Source organism: Streptococcus sp. cx1 (assembly GCF_052384325.1).
GTDB lineage: Bacteria > Bacillota > Bacilli > Lactobacillales > Streptococcaceae > Streptococcus > Streptococcus salivarius_G.
Map to the genome: position 1 here is coordinate 686565 of NZ_JBQSUN010000001.1, position 16871 is coordinate 703435.

The following is a 16871-nucleotide window of genomic DNA, read 5'->3' on the forward strand; positions in this document are numbered from 1 at the left end:
TTTTGCGAACAAATATTCAAGAAAAAATAAAAAAAATTTCTATTTTTTTGCTAAAAATTCTTGACTTGTGCAAACGTTTGCATTATAATCATAAGTGTAAAAAATAATTTGAGGTAAACTTTATGAACAAACGAGCAAGCGGTGTATTGATGCACATCACATCACTTCCAGGTGACTACGGGATCGGATCTTTCGGTCAAGCAGCCTATGACTTTGTTGATTTCTTGAAAGAAACAAAACAAACATACTGGCAGATCTTGCCACTTACTACAACAAGTTATGGGGACTCACCTTATCAATCATTCTCTGCGGTAGCGGGGAACACACACTTCATCGATTTGGATTTCCTTATTCGTGACAAGTTTCTAACTAAAGCTGATGTTAAAGACGCTGACTTTGGATCAGATCCAGAGTTTATCGACTATGCTAAAGTTTATGAAGCACGTCGTCCAATCCTTGAAAAAGCTGTAAAAGCAATCTTGGCTGACAAAAAAGAAGCTAAGAAGTTTGAAGCTTTCAAATCTGAAAATGCTAACTGGTTAGCAGATTATGCTGATTTCATGGCTATCAAAGAACACTTTGATAACAAAGCACTTCAAGATTGGGATGACAAAAAAGCAGTTAAACGCGATGAGGCAACTCTTGAAAAACTTCGCAAAGAACTTGCTGATGTCATCACTTACCACCAAGTAGTGCAATACCTCTTCTTTAGCCAATGGGCAGAACTTAAAGCCTATGCTAACAAAAATGGTATTCAAATCATTGGTGACATGCCAATTTACATCTCAGCTGATAGTGTTGAAGTTTGGACTCAACCACACCTCTTCAAACTAGATGCCGAATGTAAACCACGTTACATTGCCGGAGTTCCACCAGATAACTTCTCAGCTACTGGTCAACTTTGGGGTAACCCAATCTACGCTTGGGATAAACATAAAGCTGAAAACTATTCTTGGTGGGTATTCCGTATTCAAGAATCATTCAAACTTTATGATTACTTGCGTATTGACCATTTCAAAGGTTTCTCTGATTTCTGGGAAATTCCTGGCGGAGATGAAACAGCTGAAAATGGTGAATGGGTTCCTGGACCTGGTTATGACCTTTTCAAAGTTGTTAAAGAAGAATTGGGTGACCTTAACATCATTGCTGAAGATCTTGGTAACATTGATGATAAGACACGTAAACTTCTTGCAGACTGTGGTTACCCTGGAATGAAGATTGTTCAATTTGGTTTCTACGATACTACTGGAAACAGCATTGACATTCCTCACGTATACACACAACATTCAGTTGCTTACACAGGTACACATGATAATGAAGTCATCAACGGTTGGTACGACAACTTGACGCAAGAGCAACGTGATTACACTGATGCTTACATCAACCGTCGTCAAGGTGAACCAATCACACGTGCTCTTCTTCGCACACTCTTTGCTACAGTAAGCAACACAGCTATTGCGACTATGCAGGATATCCTTGATAAACCTGAAAATAGCCGTACAAACTTCCCTAACACAGTTGGTGAAAACTGGAAATGGCGTATGCTCCCAGGTGAAATCACTGTAGACAAGAAAGAATTTTTGACAGACATTACAGAAAGATATAATCGAGGTAATAAATAAAATGGCTACATTTACACAATATGTTGAAGCAAAAAACAAAAATCTTAAAGACCTTTCAAACGAAGAAATCTACTATCTTTTGTTGGAATTCGTAAAAGAAGCAGCTGCTCCAAAACCTAAAAACGATAGCAAACGTAAAGTTTACTACATCTCAGCTGAGTTCTTGATTGGTAAACTTTTGTCTAACAACTTGATCAACCTTGGCATCTACAAAGATGTTAAAGCTGAATTGGCTGCTGCTGGTAAATCAATCAGCGAAGTTGAAGACGTTGAACCAGAACCATCTCTTGGTAACGGTGGTTTGGGTCGTTTGGCTTCATGTTTCATCGACTCTATGGCAACACTTGGCATCAACGGTGAAGGTGTTGGGCTTAACTACCACTGTGGTCTTTTCAAACAAGTCTTCAAAGATAACAAACAAGATGCAGAACCAAACTACTGGATTGAAGATCAATCATGGTTGGTACCAACTGATATCTCTTATGATGTTCCATTCAAAAACTTCACATTGAAATCACGTTTGGACCGCTTGGATATCTTGGGTTACAAGAAAGAAACTAAGAACTACCTTAACCTCTTCGATATCAACGGTTTGGATTACGATTTGATTGAAAAAGGAATCACTTTTGATCAAGACGAAATCCAAAAGAACTTGACACTTTTCCTTTACCCAGACGACTCAACTCGTAAAGGTGAGCTCTTGCGTATTTACCAACAATACTTCATGGTATCAAACGCTGCTCAACTTTTGATTGACGAAGCTATCGAACGTGGTTCTAACCTTCACGACCTTCCAGATTACGCTTATGTACAAATCAACGATACTCACCCATCAATGGTAATTCCAGAATTGATCCGTCTTTTGACAGAAAAACATGGATTTGAATTTGATGAAGCAGTAGCTATCGTAAGCAAAATGGTTGGTTACACAAACCACACTATCTTGGCTGAAGCCCTTGAAAAATGGCCTCTTGACTACCTTGAAGAAGTCGTTCCACACCTTGTTGTTATCATCAAGAAATTGGATGCTATCATTCGTGAAAAATACGAAGATCCACGTGTTCAAATCATTGACGAACACAACCGTGTTCACATGGCTCACATGGACATCCACTTCTCTACAAGCGTTAACGGTGTAGCAGCACTTCACACAGAAATCCTTAAAGCTTCTGAGTTGAAACCATTCTACGACCTTTACCCAGAACGCTTCAACAACAAAACAAACGGTATTACATTCCGTCGTTGGTTGGAATTCTCAAACCAAGAACTTGCTGACTACATCAAAGAATTGATTGGTGATGGTTACCTTACTGATGCAACTCAATTGGAAAAATTAGCTGCCTTTGCTGATGATCCAGCAGTTCACAAACGTTTGGCTGAAATCAAATATGATAACAAGTTGTCACTTAAACGTTATCTTAAAGCCAACAAAGGTATTGAGCTTGATGAAAACTCAATCGTTGATACACAAATCAAACGTTTCCACGAATACAAACGTCAACAAATGAACGCTTTGTATGTCATCCACAAATACTTGGAAATCAAAAAAGGAAACCTTCCAAAACGTAAAATCACTATCATCTTTGGTGGTAAAGCAGCTCCTGCCTACGTTATTGCTCAAGACATCATCCACTTGATCTTGTCACTTTCTGAACTCATCAACAATGATCCAGAAGTAAGCAAATACCTCAACGTTCACTTGGTTGAAAACTACAACGTAACAGTTGCTGAACACCTCATCCCAGCAACAGATATCTCAGAACAAATCTCATTGGCTTCTAAAGAAGCTTCAGGTACAGGTAACATGAAATTCATGCTTAACGGTGCCCTTACACTTGGTACAATGGACGGTGCCAACGTTGAGATTGCTGAATTGGTAGGACCAGAAAACATCTTCACATTTGGTAAAGATTCTGATACAATCATCGACCTTTATGAAAAAGAAGGTTATGTACCACGTGATTACTACGAAAAAGATGCTAACATCAAAGCAGCTGTTGACTTTATCGTAAGCGAAGACCTCGTTAAAGTTGGAGATAAAGAACGCTTGGAACGTCTCCACAAAGAACTTATCTCTAAAGACTGGTTCATGACGTTGATTGACTTGGCTGAATACATCGACAAGAAAGAAGAAGTATACGCAGCTTACGAAGATCAAGATGCATGGAACAAAAAAGTTGTTTACAACATTGCTGAAGCAGGATTCTTCTCATCTGACCGTACAATCGAACAGTATGACAAAGACATCTGGCACACAAAATAATATTCTAGTTGCATAGAAGGAAAACAAGATCAGAAATGGTCTTGTTTTTTTGTATGAAAAAAACAGCCAATAGATAAATTAGCTGTATTTACATAAATAATGTTATGTTACCTATGAGTGATAATTCAGTATATCATTCATATAGGCTTCTTTATTTGATGAATCATAAGTTTTAGATGTTGAGTATTTTAGATAATGGATTTCATTTTTTGCATTTCTGGATTCTTCTTGTAAGTAAGAATCTGTAATGGTAATCTTAAAATCCTCGCTCTTACCTGTTAGATCAAGGCTTAGCGGGAAATTTGTAAATTCATCTGAGTAAAAGGCCATTTTATAAAAGTTGTACCTGTCACCTCTAAATGAATTTAAGTGAGGGAATTGTATATGGTAGATGCCATTCCAATAATTTCCATACTCTCTAATTTCGTAGTCATCGAAGAATTCCTGAATTCTTTCTTTGTTAGCAAAATCCTTATCAAAGGTAACAAAGGGAGCCTGCCAATCCCAGAGTGGGATGTCTCCTTCATTTCCGTAGATAATATAGCTTTGCATTTTTCCTGATTTAGGGTTTTTCAACTGAAAGTGGTATTCACTGACACCATCTTTCACAGCCCCAGTTTGATAAAGGGTATCGCCAGGAACTATCATAAACAGGAAGTCCCTTAGATATAACTCGAAGTCGGCATCCATTGTTTTATCATGTAATCCAGGGAAACGTCGAATCATTTGTCTGTAATTCTCTGCATTCGAAAACCATTCTTCATCAAAACCCGGACCAACCTCAAAAACTTTACGGTCAAAATAGCGTTCATAACGGTCGAAAAAGTTTTCAGTAGAAGTCACCTGTCCAAATGGTAAAATGATTTTGGTCTTATCAGTAAAAGTGATATGCAATAAAAGTCTGCGGGGATCAATTCCTTTATCAATATAATGGCCGACCTTATATGTAGACAGATTATCAGGGAAATCGTCTTTTCCGAAGTGTAGGACCTCAATCTCAATATCTTTGACAACTTTTCTTCGAGGTATTATCTTCTTGACGCTGTAATTATAGGCTTTGTAATAGTAATTGTTTTTATCGTAGAGATAAGGCTTATAAGCTCTTTGGTAGGCATTATAGAGAAACATTCCAAGAGCAACAAAAAGAAGCAGAGCAAATGCTATTTTGACCTTTTTATTTATTTTACTGGTTACCCTCGAGAAAAAGAGACTTAATTTACTAGGATTTTGTATCATTCCAAAACTCCCCATATATTTTTTACTATTATATCATGAAAATCCTTATACCTAAGGCGTCTTCGTGTACTTTGTCACCGTTTTCCTTTATAATATAAGTATCACATTACAAGAGGAGACCTCATGAAATATATTGTAAACACATCAAATGATCCTGCCTATAATATTGCTTTGGAAGCCTATGCCTTTCGTGAATTGGTGAATGAAGATGAACTGTTCATTCTTTGGATTAACCGTCCAGCTATCATTGTTGGTAAACACCAAAATACCATTCAAGAGATTAACAAAGAATATACAGATGCTCATGGTATTAAGGTCGTTCGTCGTTTGTCTGGTGGTGGCGCTGTTTATCACGATTTGAATAACCTCAACTATACTATCATCTCTAATAAGGCAGATGAAGGGGCATTTGACTTTAAGACTTTCTCTCAACCTGTAATCGCAACACTTGCTGATTTGGGAGTTAAGGCTGAGTTTACTGGCCGTAATGACCTTGAAATCGATGGTAAAAAGTTCTGTGGAAATGCTCAAGCATACTATAAAGGTCGTATGATGCACCATGGTTGCTTGCTCTTTGACGTTGATATGTCAGTTCTTGGCCAAGCCCTCAAAGTCAGCAAAGACAAAATTGAATCAAAAGGTGTTAAATCTGTACGTGCTCGTGTGACAAACATCGTAGACGAATTGCCAGAAAAAATCACTGTAAATGAATTCTCAGATAAGATCTTGGAAAAAATGAAGGAATTTTACCCTGATATGACTGAATACGTCCTTTCTGAGGATGAATTAGCTAAAATCCAAGAGTCTTATGAGAAGCAATTCAATACTTGGGACTGGACATACGGTCAATCACCAGAATACACAGTAGAGCGTAACGTTCGTTACCCAGCTGGTAAGATCTCAACTTACGCCAATGTTGAGAATTCAATTATTAAATCTGTTAAGATTTACGGAGATTTCTTTGGTATCGGGGATGTATCTGATATTGAAGAGTTGCTGGTCGGTGTACCTTACGAGTACGAAGATGTCTTGGCTAAACTTAAAACCATTGACACAACACATTATTTCTCACGTATGACAACTGAGGAGGTTGCAAAAGCTATCGTAGCTTAATCATTGTTTGAACAATCTGGAAAACTCCAGGTTGTTTTTTCTTGGGAAAAATTCTATAAGTAAATAATACGTTATAAAGATTTTTAAAAATCAAAGAACGATAAAGATATTTTCAAAAGTTGGTTTAGGATTGATTTAGTGTGGTTTTTATATATTCGGACATTAAACCTGTAAAGCCTTTAAGTGAAAAACAGCTTATAACATCTTTCCGAAAAACTGTAATTTTCTTGAAAGAAAAATAAGGGTATGATATACTTCTATTAAGTAACATTGGAGAAAAAACAAATGAAACGTGAACTCTTGCTCGAAAAAATTGAAGAATACAAAGCTCTTATGCCCTGGTTTGTCTTGGAGTATTATCAGTCTAAACTTTCGGTACCGTATTCTTTTACAACCTTATACGAATACCTTAAGGAATATAAACGCTTTTTTGACTGGTTGATTGACTCAGGTATTTCAGATGCTGATGATATTGCCTCAATTGACATCAAAACCTTGGAAAATCTAACTAAAAAAGATATGGAGTCATTTGTGCTTTATCTACGTGAACGTCCATCTTTGAATACCTATTCAAAGAAACAGGGTGTCTCTCAAACGACCATTAATCGTACACTTTCAGCTCTATCTAGTCTCTATAAGTATTTAACCGAGGAGGTCGAGGGTCCTGACGGTGAGCCATATTTCTATCGAAACGTCATGAAAAAAGTTTCGACTAAGAAAAAGAAAGAAACCTTGGCTGCACGTGCTGAGAATATCAAACAGAAACTCTTTCTTGGCGATGAAACCATGGAATTTCTTGATTATGTAGAAAATGAATACGAAGTCAAGCTCTCAAATCGCGCAAAATCTTCGTTTTATAAGAATAAAGAACGTGATTTGGCTATCATTGCCCTGCTGCTGGCTTCAGGTGTTCGACTTTCCGAGGCTGTTAATTTAGACCTTAAAGATATCAATCTAAAAATGATGGTCATTGATGTTACTCGAAAAGGTGGCAAACGAGACTCAGTTAATGTAGCAAGTTTTGCAAAACCTTATCTTGAAACTTATCTCAGTATACGTGATAAACGCTATAAGGCTGAAAAGCAAGATGTTGCTCTCTTTTTAACGGAATATCGAGGGGTTCCCAACCGTATTGATGCTTCGAGTATCGAAAAGATGGTTGCCAAATATTCTCAGGATTTCAAGATACGTGTGACTCCTCACAAGCTTCGACATACTCTGGCAACACGACTTTATGATGCTACCAAGTCTCAAGTTTTAGTGAGTCATCAACTTGGCCATGCTTCCACTCAGGTTACTGATCTATATACGCATATTGTTAATGATGAACAAAAAAATGCTCTAGACAATTTATAATTGGCTATCCCAACCATTCCTATTTGGAGTGGTTGTTTTTAGTTTACATAAATTTAATTATGCCAAAACCTTTTCTTATTCTTTTAAATACATAACTATATTTATGTAAAATATCGTACACAAAAACAAACTCTCCTTCATGGAAAGCTTGTTTTTTTCTTATTAATAATCTTTAAGAGCAGATTCGACAGCTGCTTTTTCTTTTTTAATCAAGTTTACTCGAGCAGCAATGGTCTTAATTCCCATCAAGATATTACGTTCCAGGGCTTTATCACTCGTTTGTGGCTCAAAGAATGCAATATATTGATCAAGACGTTCTTGTGTTTTAAAGATTCCTGCTGGGATATTAACAAAGCTATCAAAGCTCATATCGCCACCAAGAGCTGCCTTAATCCAATCCCAATTATCTTTTGCCCAGTTCCAAACGCTTTCTTGAGCAAATGATTTGTTGAGGAAGTTCATATACCAGAGATACAAGTCTTGAGGTTTAACAACATGTTTGTCTTTAAGCTGACCTAGCACGTAGTCGAGGCCTTCTTGGTTTTTAAGATATGAAACTGCTTGAGTCAATTGACGACGGAAGTTACTATCGTTTGTTGCTACGTAAGCATTGACATAATCTTCAACAAGAGTAAGACTGTTTTCTTGTTTCATTTGATTAATGAGAACGAGTCCACGGACACTTGCTGGGATGCTTTCGATGTTTTCTTTATGAGCTTGGAAAACACTTACAGCTGCTAGGACCGCTGGTTGATAGTCTGCTTGGATCAAGTAGCTGAGGGCTGTTTGGCGAACCATTTCATCTTCATCAGACTCACCATCTTTGGCATCGAAACCAAGGCGTTCAAAGTCGTTTTGGAATTGACGGCGTACCAAGGCATTGTAATGCACTTCTGCTTCTGTGTCTTCATCAATAAAGCGTTTCAAACCAGCTAGAATTTGAGACTTAGCTTGTGCAATCAAGAAGCTTTCTTCTTTTTCGACAAGATCAAGAAGAGCCACTAGGCTTGCGTAGGAGATACGGCCACTTTCAGCAAGAAGACGACGTTCTTGTAAGATTTGAAGTTTACTTACCGTATCAAGGTTAGCAAATTCCTCTAAGAGTTGGTCCAAGAGTTGTCCTTGGTAGTCTGTGATGTAATGTGCCGTATTTGCTGTATTAAGGCGAAGAGCTCCTTTATTTTCAGCAGCAAGCTGGCTATAATTTGGAATCTCAATACGCTCTTCTGAGAGTGTGTCTGGGAGTCCTTTCCAATTTGTGTTCAATGGAATTTCCCAAAGACGCCCTTTATCTTCATGTTCACCAATGAAGAATTGTTTTTGACTAAGAATAAGAGTGTCATCAACAACTTCTGCACTAACAACAGGGTAACCTGGTTGCTCCAACCAAGTATCCATGAAACTAGAGACATCTTTACCAGAAGCATCAGAGAGTGCATTCCAGAGGTCACGTCCAATAGTGTTGTTGTACTGGTGTTTTTCGAAGTAAGCTTTAAGTCCTTTGGCAAAGGCTTCATCGCCTAACCAACGGCGAAGCATATGCATGAGACGGCTACCCTTAGCATAAACGATAGCACTATCAAAGAGGGTATTAATCTCATCTGGGTGATTAACTTCCATGTGGACTGACTGAACACCATCTGTAGCATCACGCTGGAGGGCATGAGGCACACCAGTTGTTTGGAAATCTTCAAAGATGTTCCAGCTAGGTTCAATGGCATCTACTGAAACATACTCCATCATATTGGCAAAGCTCTCGTTAAGCCAGAGATCATCCCACCATTTCATCGTTACAAGGTTACCGAACCATTGGTGAGCCAATTCGTGGGCAACCACGAGAGCTACTTGTTGACGACTTGCAGCTGAGCTATTTTCGTCTACTAGTAGGTAAACTTCACGATAGGTAACAAGTCCCCAGTTTTCCATGGCACCTGCTGAGAAGTCAGGAAGAGCCAGATGGTATGACAATGGGATAGGATATTTGACTTGGAAGTAGTCTTCGTAGAAATCAATGACACGAACGGCAATATCAAGGGCAAAGTCAACGCTGTTTTCAGCTTGTGCAACTGTAGCGAAGACACCAACTTCAGTTCCGTTTTGCGTTTTCGCTGTCTTACCTTGAAGAGCTCCAAAACCAAAGGCAAGGAGGTATGTTGACATACGAGGGGTTGTCTCAAATGTCCAAACCCCAGTTTCTTCACGCAAATGGCTATTGATTTCAGGCATGTTTGACAAAGCGATATCGCCTTCTTCAGCATCAAATTTCAATGAGAAATCAAAAGTAGCTTTGGCTTCTGGTTCATCAACAGATGGGAAGGCTTCACGCGCAAAATGAGATTCAAACTGCGTTGAAATAATCTCTTTCTTCTCACCATTGTAGGTGTAATATGATGGGTAAATCCCTGTCATATTATCTGTAATACGACCAGAGAATTCAATGACAAGCGTCAAAACACCGGTCTCTGGAAGTTCAATATGGAAGGCTTCGTTAGCATCATCCATTTGGAAGTTCAATGATTCATTATCCAAGAGAACGGAACTAATGGTAAGGTCTTTTTGGTGAAGGGAGATATGGTTATCAAGGGCTTCACCTGTGATGGCAACATTCCCTGTAAAGGTCTTTTCAGAACGATTAATGTCCAAGAAAAGATTGTAGTTTTCAGGGATGAAACTTTCGATAAAACGAGCAACAGATGCTGTCATACGTATATACTCCTAATCTAACTTTTCGTATCGAAACAGACTGACATATGTTTCGATATCAGACTCTTTTGCAAAAGAAAAGGGTCTGAATTATTCAATACATACCCATTATAACATAGATTGGAAGCTTTGCCTACAGTTCTATGATTTTCCCAGACTTGAGGTAGACAACCCACTCACAGAGATTGCGGGCATAGTCACCAATACGTTCCAAATACATAAGGACTTGGAAATACTCTTTGGCAGCGAAGGCGGCATCTGGATTCTTGCGGACACCTTCTACTGTCATGGCTTGAATATCACGGAAATAGTTATCAATGATTTCATCTGAAGCTGCGATTTCATAAGCGCGTTTTTCGTCACTGTTCAAGTAAACATCTAGAGCATCTTCGACCATGTGGCGAACTGCTTTCCCCATTTTCTTGATTTCAGCTTCAATTTCAGTTAGGCGTTCCTCACCTTTAATGCGGATAGTTGCTTGAGCAATAGCAACGGCATGGTCACCCATGCGTTCAACGTCACTAGATGCTTTGAGCGCTGTGATAACTGTTCGCAAATCACTTGATACAGGTTGCTGAAGAGCGATAATTTCAAGCGATTTTTTCTCAAGTTTGGTTTCGTAGTTATTGACGATTTCGTCATTTTCAATGACTTCCTTAGCCAAATCACGATCATGGCTGATAAAGGCACGTACAGCTTTCTTAAGCTGAGCTGCAACCTCTGTACCCATAGCGTAAAATTGGTTGTGGAGTTTTTCTAATTCTTCTTCGAAGGGTGTTCGTAACATCATAATTGTTTTAGTAATCTGTCCTTTCTTAACCGAATTTACCGGTAATATAATCTTCTGTTTCTTTATGTTGTGGATTTAGGAACATGTCTTTCGTTGATGAATACTCAATGAGTTCTCCATCGAGGAAAAAGGCTGTTCGTTGTGAGATACGGCTTGCCTGTTGCATAGAACGTGTGACGAGCAACAAGGTATATTGGTCCTTAAGGTTATATAGGGTTTCCTCAATCTTACCAGCGGAGATAGGGTCGAGGGCAGACGTTGGTTCGTCAAGAAGGATAACCTTTGGAGACGTGGCAAGAACCCGTGCAATACAGACACGTTGTTGTTGCCCTCCTGAAAGTCCAAGTGCTGAGTCATGGAGACGGTCTTTGACTTCTTCCCAGATTGAAGCACCTTTTAGTGACTCTTCTACTGCTTTGTCAAGGACAGCCTTATCTTTGATACCATTGATACGAAGCCCATAAACCACGTTTTCATAGATAGACATAGGAAAAGGATTGGGTTGTTGGAAGACCATTCCGATTTCTTTACGGAGCTCAACGGTGTCTGTTCGAGGACTGTAGACATTGTGACCATTGTAGGAAACAGCACCAGTAAGTGTCCACTCGGGATTTAAATCTCCCATTCGGTTGATAGAACGGAGCAAGGTTGATTTTCCCGATCCTGAAGGTCCGATAAGGGCCGTGATTTCATTTGGATAGAAATCCATTGTCACGTTATTGAGGGCTTTTTTCTTATTGAAATACACCGATAAATCATTGATTGAAATGATAGGTTCAGTCATAAGTGCTCCTTTCTATCCAAAGCGTCCTGATACATAGTCATTAGTTGACTGTAGGGCAGCATCTTGGAAGATTTTCTTGGTCTCATCATATTCGATAAGATCACCAAGGTAGAAGAATGCTGTATAATCACTGGCACGCGCTGCCTGCTGCATATTGTGCGTCACGATGATAATAGAGTAATCTTCCTTAAGTTCGAACATGGTCTCTTCTAGTTGCATAGTAGCTACAGGATCCAAAGAAGCTGCAGGTTCATCCATGAGAAGAATCTGCGGTTTCACGGCAATAGCTCTAGCAATACAAAGACGTTGCTGCTGACCACCTGAGAGGGTAAAGGCAGATTTATGAAGATCATCTTTAACCTGATCCCAAAGACCTGCTTGCTTAAGCGATGTCTCAACAATCTCGTCCAAAGTTTGCTTATCTCTGACACCTTTACGTTCGTGAGCAAGGGTAATGTTTCTGTAGATAGACTTGGCAAACGGATTTGGACGTTGGAAAACCATTCCAATATGTTTACGCATTTCATAAACATTGATATTACTTGCATTGACATCGACGCCTTGATAAAGGATTTGTCCAGTAACCTTAGCAATATCAATCGTATCATTCATACGGTTTAGGCTACGAAGAAAGGTTGACTTCCCGCATCCTGAAGGCCCAATAAGAGCCGTAATTTTATTTTTCTCGAATTGCATGTCGATGCCTTTGATGGCTTCTTTTTGACCATAATAGACATGCAAGTCCTTTGTTTCAAGAGCGAGCTCCTTCTCTGGGAAGGTGATAATATGACGCTCGTCCCAATTGTATTTTGTCATGATAACTCCTTTAAGCGGATGTTAATTTCTTGTGGAGGTAAGCTCCCAAACGACGTGCACCAAAGTTGAAAATCAAAATGAAAATCAAGAGTACTGCTGCTGAACCAGCAGATACTGCAGTGGCGTCAGGTGTCGTACCTTCTGAGTTGACCTTCCAGATGTGAACAGCTAGTGTTTCTGCTTGGCGGAAAATCGAGATTGGACTAGAGATACTAAGCGGATTCCAGTCGCTCCAGTTTAGTGCTGGAGCAGACTGACCTGCTGTATAGATAAGCGCTGCTGCTTCCCCGAAAATACGGCCAGAAGCAAGAACGATCCCAGTAACAATACCAGGCAATGCCTCTGGAACAACAACGTGTAAGATCGTTTCCCATCGAGACAAGCCTAGAGCTAGCCCAGCTTCACGTTGGGTATGGTGGACTGTTCGCAAACTATCTTCAACCGTACGAGTCATTTGTGGTAGGTTAAAGACCGTTAAAGCCAAGGCACCAGATAGAATTGAAAATCCATACTGGAATTGGACAACAAAAATCAAATAACCAAAGAGTCCGACCACTACTGAAGGCAGTGAAGAAAGGATTTCAATACAGGTACGAACAAAGTTGGTAAGACGTCCTTTTTTTGCATATTCTGATAAGAAAATTCCAGCTCCCATAGAAAGAGGCACAGAAATAATCAGGGTAATAACCAAAAGGAAGAATGAATTGTAGAGTTGAACCCCAATTCCTCCACCAGCTTTGTAAGATGATGATCGACTAGTCAAGAATGACCAGCTGATATGTGGTATCCCGCGAACCAAGATATAGAGAATCAAGGCTGCCAGGATTGTTACAATAATGCCAGCAATCACATAGAGTGTGCTGATGGCAATTTTATCAATTTTTTTAGCGTTCATAATTTCTCTTTCTCTCACGGGTAATGAATTTCACCAACATATTGAAACCAAGACTCATTAATAAGAGAACCAAGGCGAGAGACCAAAGGACATTGTTTGAAACAGTACCCATGACTGTATTTCCGATTCCCATAGTCAAGACAGATGTCAATGTTGCTGCTGGTGTTGTTAAAGAAGTTGGAATCACTGCGGAATTTCCGACAACCATTTGGATGGCAAGAGCCTCACCAAAGGCACGGGCCATACCAAAGATAACGGCCGTGAAAATACCTGGTTTTGCCGCGTTAAGTGTCACACGCCAAATCGTTTGCCAGCGTGTAGCTCCCATGGCAAGACTGGCTTCACGATAGTGACGAGGCACTGCACGAAGCGTATCTGTTGTCATAAAGGTTACGGTTGGTAGAATCATGACGAACAAGACAAAGGTACCTGAAAGAATACCAAACCCTGTGCCACCAAAAATTAAGCGAACAAATGGGACCACCACTTGGAGACCAATGAAACCATAAACAACAGATGGAATCCCGACCAAAAGTTCAATAGCTGGTTGTAAGAATTTAGCCCCTTTCGGAGAAATTTCAGTCATAAAGATGGCTGCTCCTATGGCAAATGGCGTTGCTACCAAGGCTGAGAGCAAGGTAACTACGAATGATCCCAAAATCATTGGAAGAGCTCCGAACTTGCCTTCAGATGGCGACCAATCGCCACTAAAGAGAAACTCGATCAAGCTAACTTTATTAACAAAGAAAGTCGCCAGCCCTTTTTGAGCAACGAAAAGTAAAATCATGGCTACGATAAAAACAATCAAAGCTAGGCAAAGGAAAGTGATTGTTTTACCAAACTTCTCGAGGCGTGAATTTTTAGAGGGTGATGTTAATTGTTTCACCAATTCTTCATTTTTCATGCTTACTCCTCACTCTTCTTTGAGACGTTACCGTCAGCATCCTTGGTAACTTTCATGCTATGGATGGAAATGTAACCCATTTTTGCGACGACGTTTTCTTGGACTTCGTCACTCATCATGTAATCTAAGAATTGTTTGGTATAGCTATCCGGTTTTCCCTTGGTATACATATGCTCGTAAGACCAAATCGGCCAATCGTTAGTTGCAACATTTTCAGCTTTTGGTTCAAATCCATTTAACTTCAATGTTTTAACAGAATCATCAAGGTAGGCAAATGATAGGTAGGAAATAGCACCTGGTGTCTGAGCAACGATTGACTTAACCATACCATTAGAATCTTGCTCTTGGGTACGGATTGGTGATTTACCGTCCATAATCACTGCATCGAAAGTTGCGCGTGATCCTGAGCTGGCTGCACGGTTAATAATAGTGATCTCAAGGTCTTTACCACCAAGCTGTTTCCAGTTTGTGATTTCCCCAGTGAAAATCTTGCGAAGTTGTTCGGTTGTCAGGTTATCGACAGAGACTTCTTTATTTGTAATCACTGCAATTCCAGCAACGGCAACTTGATAGTCAACAAGCTTACTGGCATCAATTCCAGATTTTTCCTCGGCAAAAAGGTCACTGTTCCCAATTTGAACGGCACCGGATTGTACTTGAGAAAGTCCAGTACCAGAACCGCCACCTTGGACGTTAACGATATTCTCAGGGTTCTTTTCAGCGAACCCATCTGCTGCCGCCTCCACTAAGGGTTGAAGGGCCGTAGAACCAACTGCTGTAATGGACTGGCCACGGTCAATCCAAGAAGCACAGCCAGTTAAGACTAGCATGGCCATTGCCAGTGACATAATCACTGTAAGGACTTTTGTTTTTTTCATTTTTGTCCTCCGACATTTTGTAACTTAAGTAAGATAGTGTCTCATATATATGCTGTAAAAAGACATCTATCTAATTATACCAAGTATAAGATAATTAAGTCATATTAAAGTTTGATTACAGGCTCTTATATATGGAATCTTAATCCCTTAGGATAGTAGTTTTTAACCGTGTTTCCAACGATTTTGGCAAATCCAAATCCATTGCCATCCACTAAAAGCTGATACCAACCGTTTGGTTGCGCTTGATCTAGAGTGACCACATTACCAGAAACATATTGGGCAAACTGGTCTTGAGTTAGCTCTATACTTGAAACAACTTCATCAGAGGTTAACGCAATTCCAAGCGCAAAACTTGGTTCGAAACGTTTTTTCTTGAAGACACCAAGATGCAAACCATTACGAGCAATTTTAACTTTAGAAAGATCTGGAAGTCCCTTAGGAAGCAGATAGAGATTGTCCCCAAAAACTTGGAGTAAACCATCTAGATCAGTCTTAAGGTGTTTCTTTGCAAAATCTTCCCAAAGTTGCTTCTGCTCCTTGTTTAGGTTAGATTTTCCTTCTTTGATACGAATCTGCTCAGGGATGCGCTTATCCTGGAATTTTGCCACAAACTGACCTTCACCTTTGAAATGATGCGGATACATTCGAGCTGTTTCTGGAAAATCAATCCCATCGCTCATGCCATTCCATTTAGGGATTTCCACCAATTCAAGATCAGGGTAATTTTCTAAAATCCAAGCGACAACCCCTTCGTTTTCCTCAGGAGACCAGGTACAAGTTGAGTAGACCAATTGTCCACCAGGAGCGAGCATCTTCAAACCGTCTGACAATATATCCTTCTGCAATTGTGCCAGTTCACTAGGATACTCCTTATGCCAATATTGGATTGCATCAGGATCCTTACGAAACATTCCTTCTCCAGAACATGGTCCATCAAAGACAATCGTATCAAAATAATTTTTGAAAACTTTGGCTAGTTTATCAGCTGACGTATTTGTCACAATAACATTTCTCGCTCCAAAACGCTCAATGTTTTCAACCAGAATTTTGCTACGCTTTGGATTGATTTCATTGCTGACCAACAGTCCTGTATTATCTAGGTAACTAAGAAGATGAGTAGACTTTCCGCCTGGAGCAGCTGCCAAGTCTAAGACACGACTTCTCTTGGCAGGAGCTGCTACTTGAGCAACCATTTGAGCAGCTGGTTCCTGAGAATATACCAAACCAGTTGCATGATCGGCAGATTTTCCGGAAATTTTACCGTAATGGCCCCAAGGTGTTTCAGGGATAACATCAGGAAAGTCCTTCTGTTGCTTTTTCAAAGGGTTGGTACGGTAGGCGGATACGGCTTCTTGATCAAAAGATGCAAAGAAGTCCTCAGCTTCATCTCTAAGGAGGTTATTATATTTTTCTATAAAGTCTGATGGAAATTGCATAGTTTCCTTTCTATCAAAAAACTGGACTAACCAAGAGAACTTGCTGTTCTGATTTGTCCAGTATGGTTTTATGTT

The 16871-nt window shown here is 39.6% G+C and carries 13 protein-coding genes; 4 read left to right on the plus strand and 9 right to left on the minus strand.

Annotation, left to right across the window (positions count from 1 at the left end; translation table 11 throughout):
- The first annotated feature begins 122 nt into the window (after positions 1–122).
- A complete protein-coding gene (gene malQ / locus ACT170_RS03205) occupies positions 123–1622 on the plus strand; it encodes a 4-alpha-glucanotransferase (protein WP_410533026.1) in 1500 nt (499 codons plus the stop codon).
- 1 nt (position 1623) lies between these two features.
- The gene (gene glgP / locus ACT170_RS03210; protein ID WP_022496654.1) at positions 1624–3885 is read left to right on the plus strand and encodes a glycogen/starch/alpha-glucan family phosphorylase; all 2262 of its coding nucleotides are present in this window, start codon (positions 1624–1626) and stop codon (positions 3883–3885) included.
- Positions 3886–3996: 111 nt separating this feature from the next.
- On the opposite strand, the gene ACT170_RS03215 is transcribed toward glgP, so the two are convergent.
- Positions 3997–5136 (minus strand): hypothetical protein, encoded by a 1140-nt coding sequence (locus ACT170_RS03215; RefSeq protein ID WP_229103920.1) that lies wholly within the window; start codon positions 5134–5136, stop codon positions 3997–3999.
- 108 nt (positions 5137–5244) lie between these two features.
- On the opposite strand from ACT170_RS03215, the gene ACT170_RS03220 reads away from it, so the two are divergent.
- Complete coding sequence (locus ACT170_RS03220) at positions 5245–6234, plus strand: lipoate--protein ligase (protein ID WP_048675812.1); 990 nt, start codon at positions 5245–5247, stop codon at positions 6232–6234.
- Between the two features lie 285 nt (positions 6235–6519).
- Positions 6520–7590: a tyrosine recombinase XerS gene (xerS, locus tag ACT170_RS03225; protein WP_048790303.1), complete on the plus strand. Its 1071-nt coding sequence runs from the start codon at positions 6520–6522 to the stop codon at positions 7588–7590.
- A 162-nt stretch (positions 7591–7752) separates the two neighbouring features.
- Here xerS and ACT170_RS03230 read toward each other — a convergent pair whose 3' ends face one another.
- From ACT170_RS03230 to ACT170_RS03265, 8 genes are all read right to left on the minus strand, one after another.
- Complete coding sequence (locus ACT170_RS03230) at positions 7753–10293, minus strand: M1 family metallopeptidase (protein ID WP_048790302.1); 2541 nt, start codon at positions 10291–10293, stop codon at positions 7753–7755.
- Between the two features lie 133 nt (positions 10294–10426).
- Positions 10427–11080 carry a phosphate signaling complex protein PhoU gene (phoU, locus tag ACT170_RS03235; RefSeq protein WP_021146873.1) on the minus strand — a complete coding sequence of 218 codons (654 nt, stop codon included), beginning with the start codon at positions 11078–11080 and terminating at the stop codon, positions 10427–10429.
- Positions 11081–11108: 28 nt separating this feature from the next.
- Positions 11109–11867, minus strand: coding sequence for a phosphate ABC transporter ATP-binding protein PstB (pstB, locus tag ACT170_RS03240; protein ID WP_002884992.1), 759 nt, complete (start codon positions 11865–11867; stop codon positions 11109–11111).
- Positions 11868–11879: 12 nt separating this feature from the next.
- Positions 11880–12683, minus strand: a complete 804-nt coding sequence (gene pstB / locus ACT170_RS03245) for a phosphate ABC transporter ATP-binding protein PstB (protein WP_175061263.1) — start codon at positions 12681–12683, stop codon at positions 11880–11882.
- A 10-nt stretch (positions 12684–12693) separates the two neighbouring features.
- On the minus strand, positions 12694–13578 hold the full coding sequence (gene pstA, locus ACT170_RS03250) for a phosphate ABC transporter permease PstA (protein WP_002885007.1): 885 nt from the start codon (positions 13576–13578) through the stop codon (positions 12694–12696).
- Complete coding sequence (gene pstC, locus ACT170_RS03255; RefSeq protein WP_002885101.1) at positions 13568–14482, minus strand: phosphate ABC transporter permease subunit PstC; 915 nt, start codon at positions 14480–14482, stop codon at positions 13568–13570. Before pstC ends, pstA begins: the two co-directional genes overlap by 11 nt.
- A gap of 2 nt (positions 14483–14484) precedes the next feature.
- Positions 14485–15360, minus strand: a complete 876-nt coding sequence (locus ACT170_RS03260) for a phosphate ABC transporter substrate-binding protein PstS family protein (RefSeq protein ID WP_048790300.1) — start codon at positions 15358–15360, stop codon at positions 14485–14487.
- A 125-nt stretch (positions 15361–15485) separates the two neighbouring features.
- Positions 15486–16796, minus strand: a complete 1311-nt coding sequence (locus ACT170_RS03265) for an RsmF rRNA methyltransferase first C-terminal domain-containing protein (protein ID WP_070438551.1) — start codon at positions 16794–16796, stop codon at positions 15486–15488.
- Positions 16797–16871 lie beyond the last annotated feature (75 nt).

What these genes read in the sequence shown, in the direction of transcription:
- phoU (WP_021146873.1), bottom strand. Translation starts at nt 11,080, where the DNA reads ATGTTACGAACACCCTTCGAAGAAGAATTAGAAAAACTCCACAACCAA.
- malQ (WP_410533026.1), top strand. Translation starts at nt 123, where the DNA reads ATGAACAAACGAGCAAGCGGTGTATTGATGCACATCACATCACTTCCA.
- ACT170_RS03260 (WP_048790300.1), bottom strand. Translation starts at nt 15,360, where the DNA reads ATGAAAAAAACAAAAGTCCTTACAGTGATTATGTCACTGGCAATGGCC.
- pstC (WP_002885101.1), bottom strand. Translation starts at nt 14,482, where the DNA reads ATGAAAAATGAAGAATTGGTGAAACAATTAACATCACCCTCTAAAAAT.
- glgP (WP_022496654.1), top strand. Translation starts at nt 1,624, where the DNA reads ATGGCTACATTTACACAATATGTTGAAGCAAAAAACAAAAATCTTAAA.
- ACT170_RS03265 (WP_070438551.1), bottom strand. Translation starts at nt 16,796, where the DNA reads ATGCAATTTCCATCAGACTTTATAGAAAAATATAATAACCTCCTTAGA.
- ACT170_RS03220 (WP_048675812.1), top strand. Translation starts at nt 5,245, where the DNA reads ATGAAATATATTGTAAACACATCAAATGATCCTGCCTATAATATTGCT.
- pstA (WP_002885007.1), bottom strand. Translation starts at nt 13,578, where the DNA reads ATGAACGCTAAAAAAATTGATAAAATTGCCATCAGCACACTCTATGTG.
- pstB (WP_002884992.1), bottom strand. Translation starts at nt 11,867, where the DNA reads ATGACTGAACCTATCATTTCAATCAATGATTTATCGGTGTATTTCAAT.
- pstB (WP_175061263.1), bottom strand. Translation starts at nt 12,683, where the DNA reads ATGACAAAATACAATTGGGACGAGCGTCATATTATCACCTTCCCAGAG.
- ACT170_RS03215 (WP_229103920.1), bottom strand. Translation starts at nt 5,136, where the DNA reads ATGGGGAGTTTTGGAATGATACAAAATCCTAGTAAATTAAGTCTCTTT.
- xerS (WP_048790303.1), top strand. Translation starts at nt 6,520, where the DNA reads ATGAAACGTGAACTCTTGCTCGAAAAAATTGAAGAATACAAAGCTCTT.
- ACT170_RS03230 (WP_048790302.1), bottom strand. Translation starts at nt 10,293, where the DNA reads ATGACAGCATCTGTTGCTCGTTTTATCGAAAGTTTCATCCCTGAAAAC.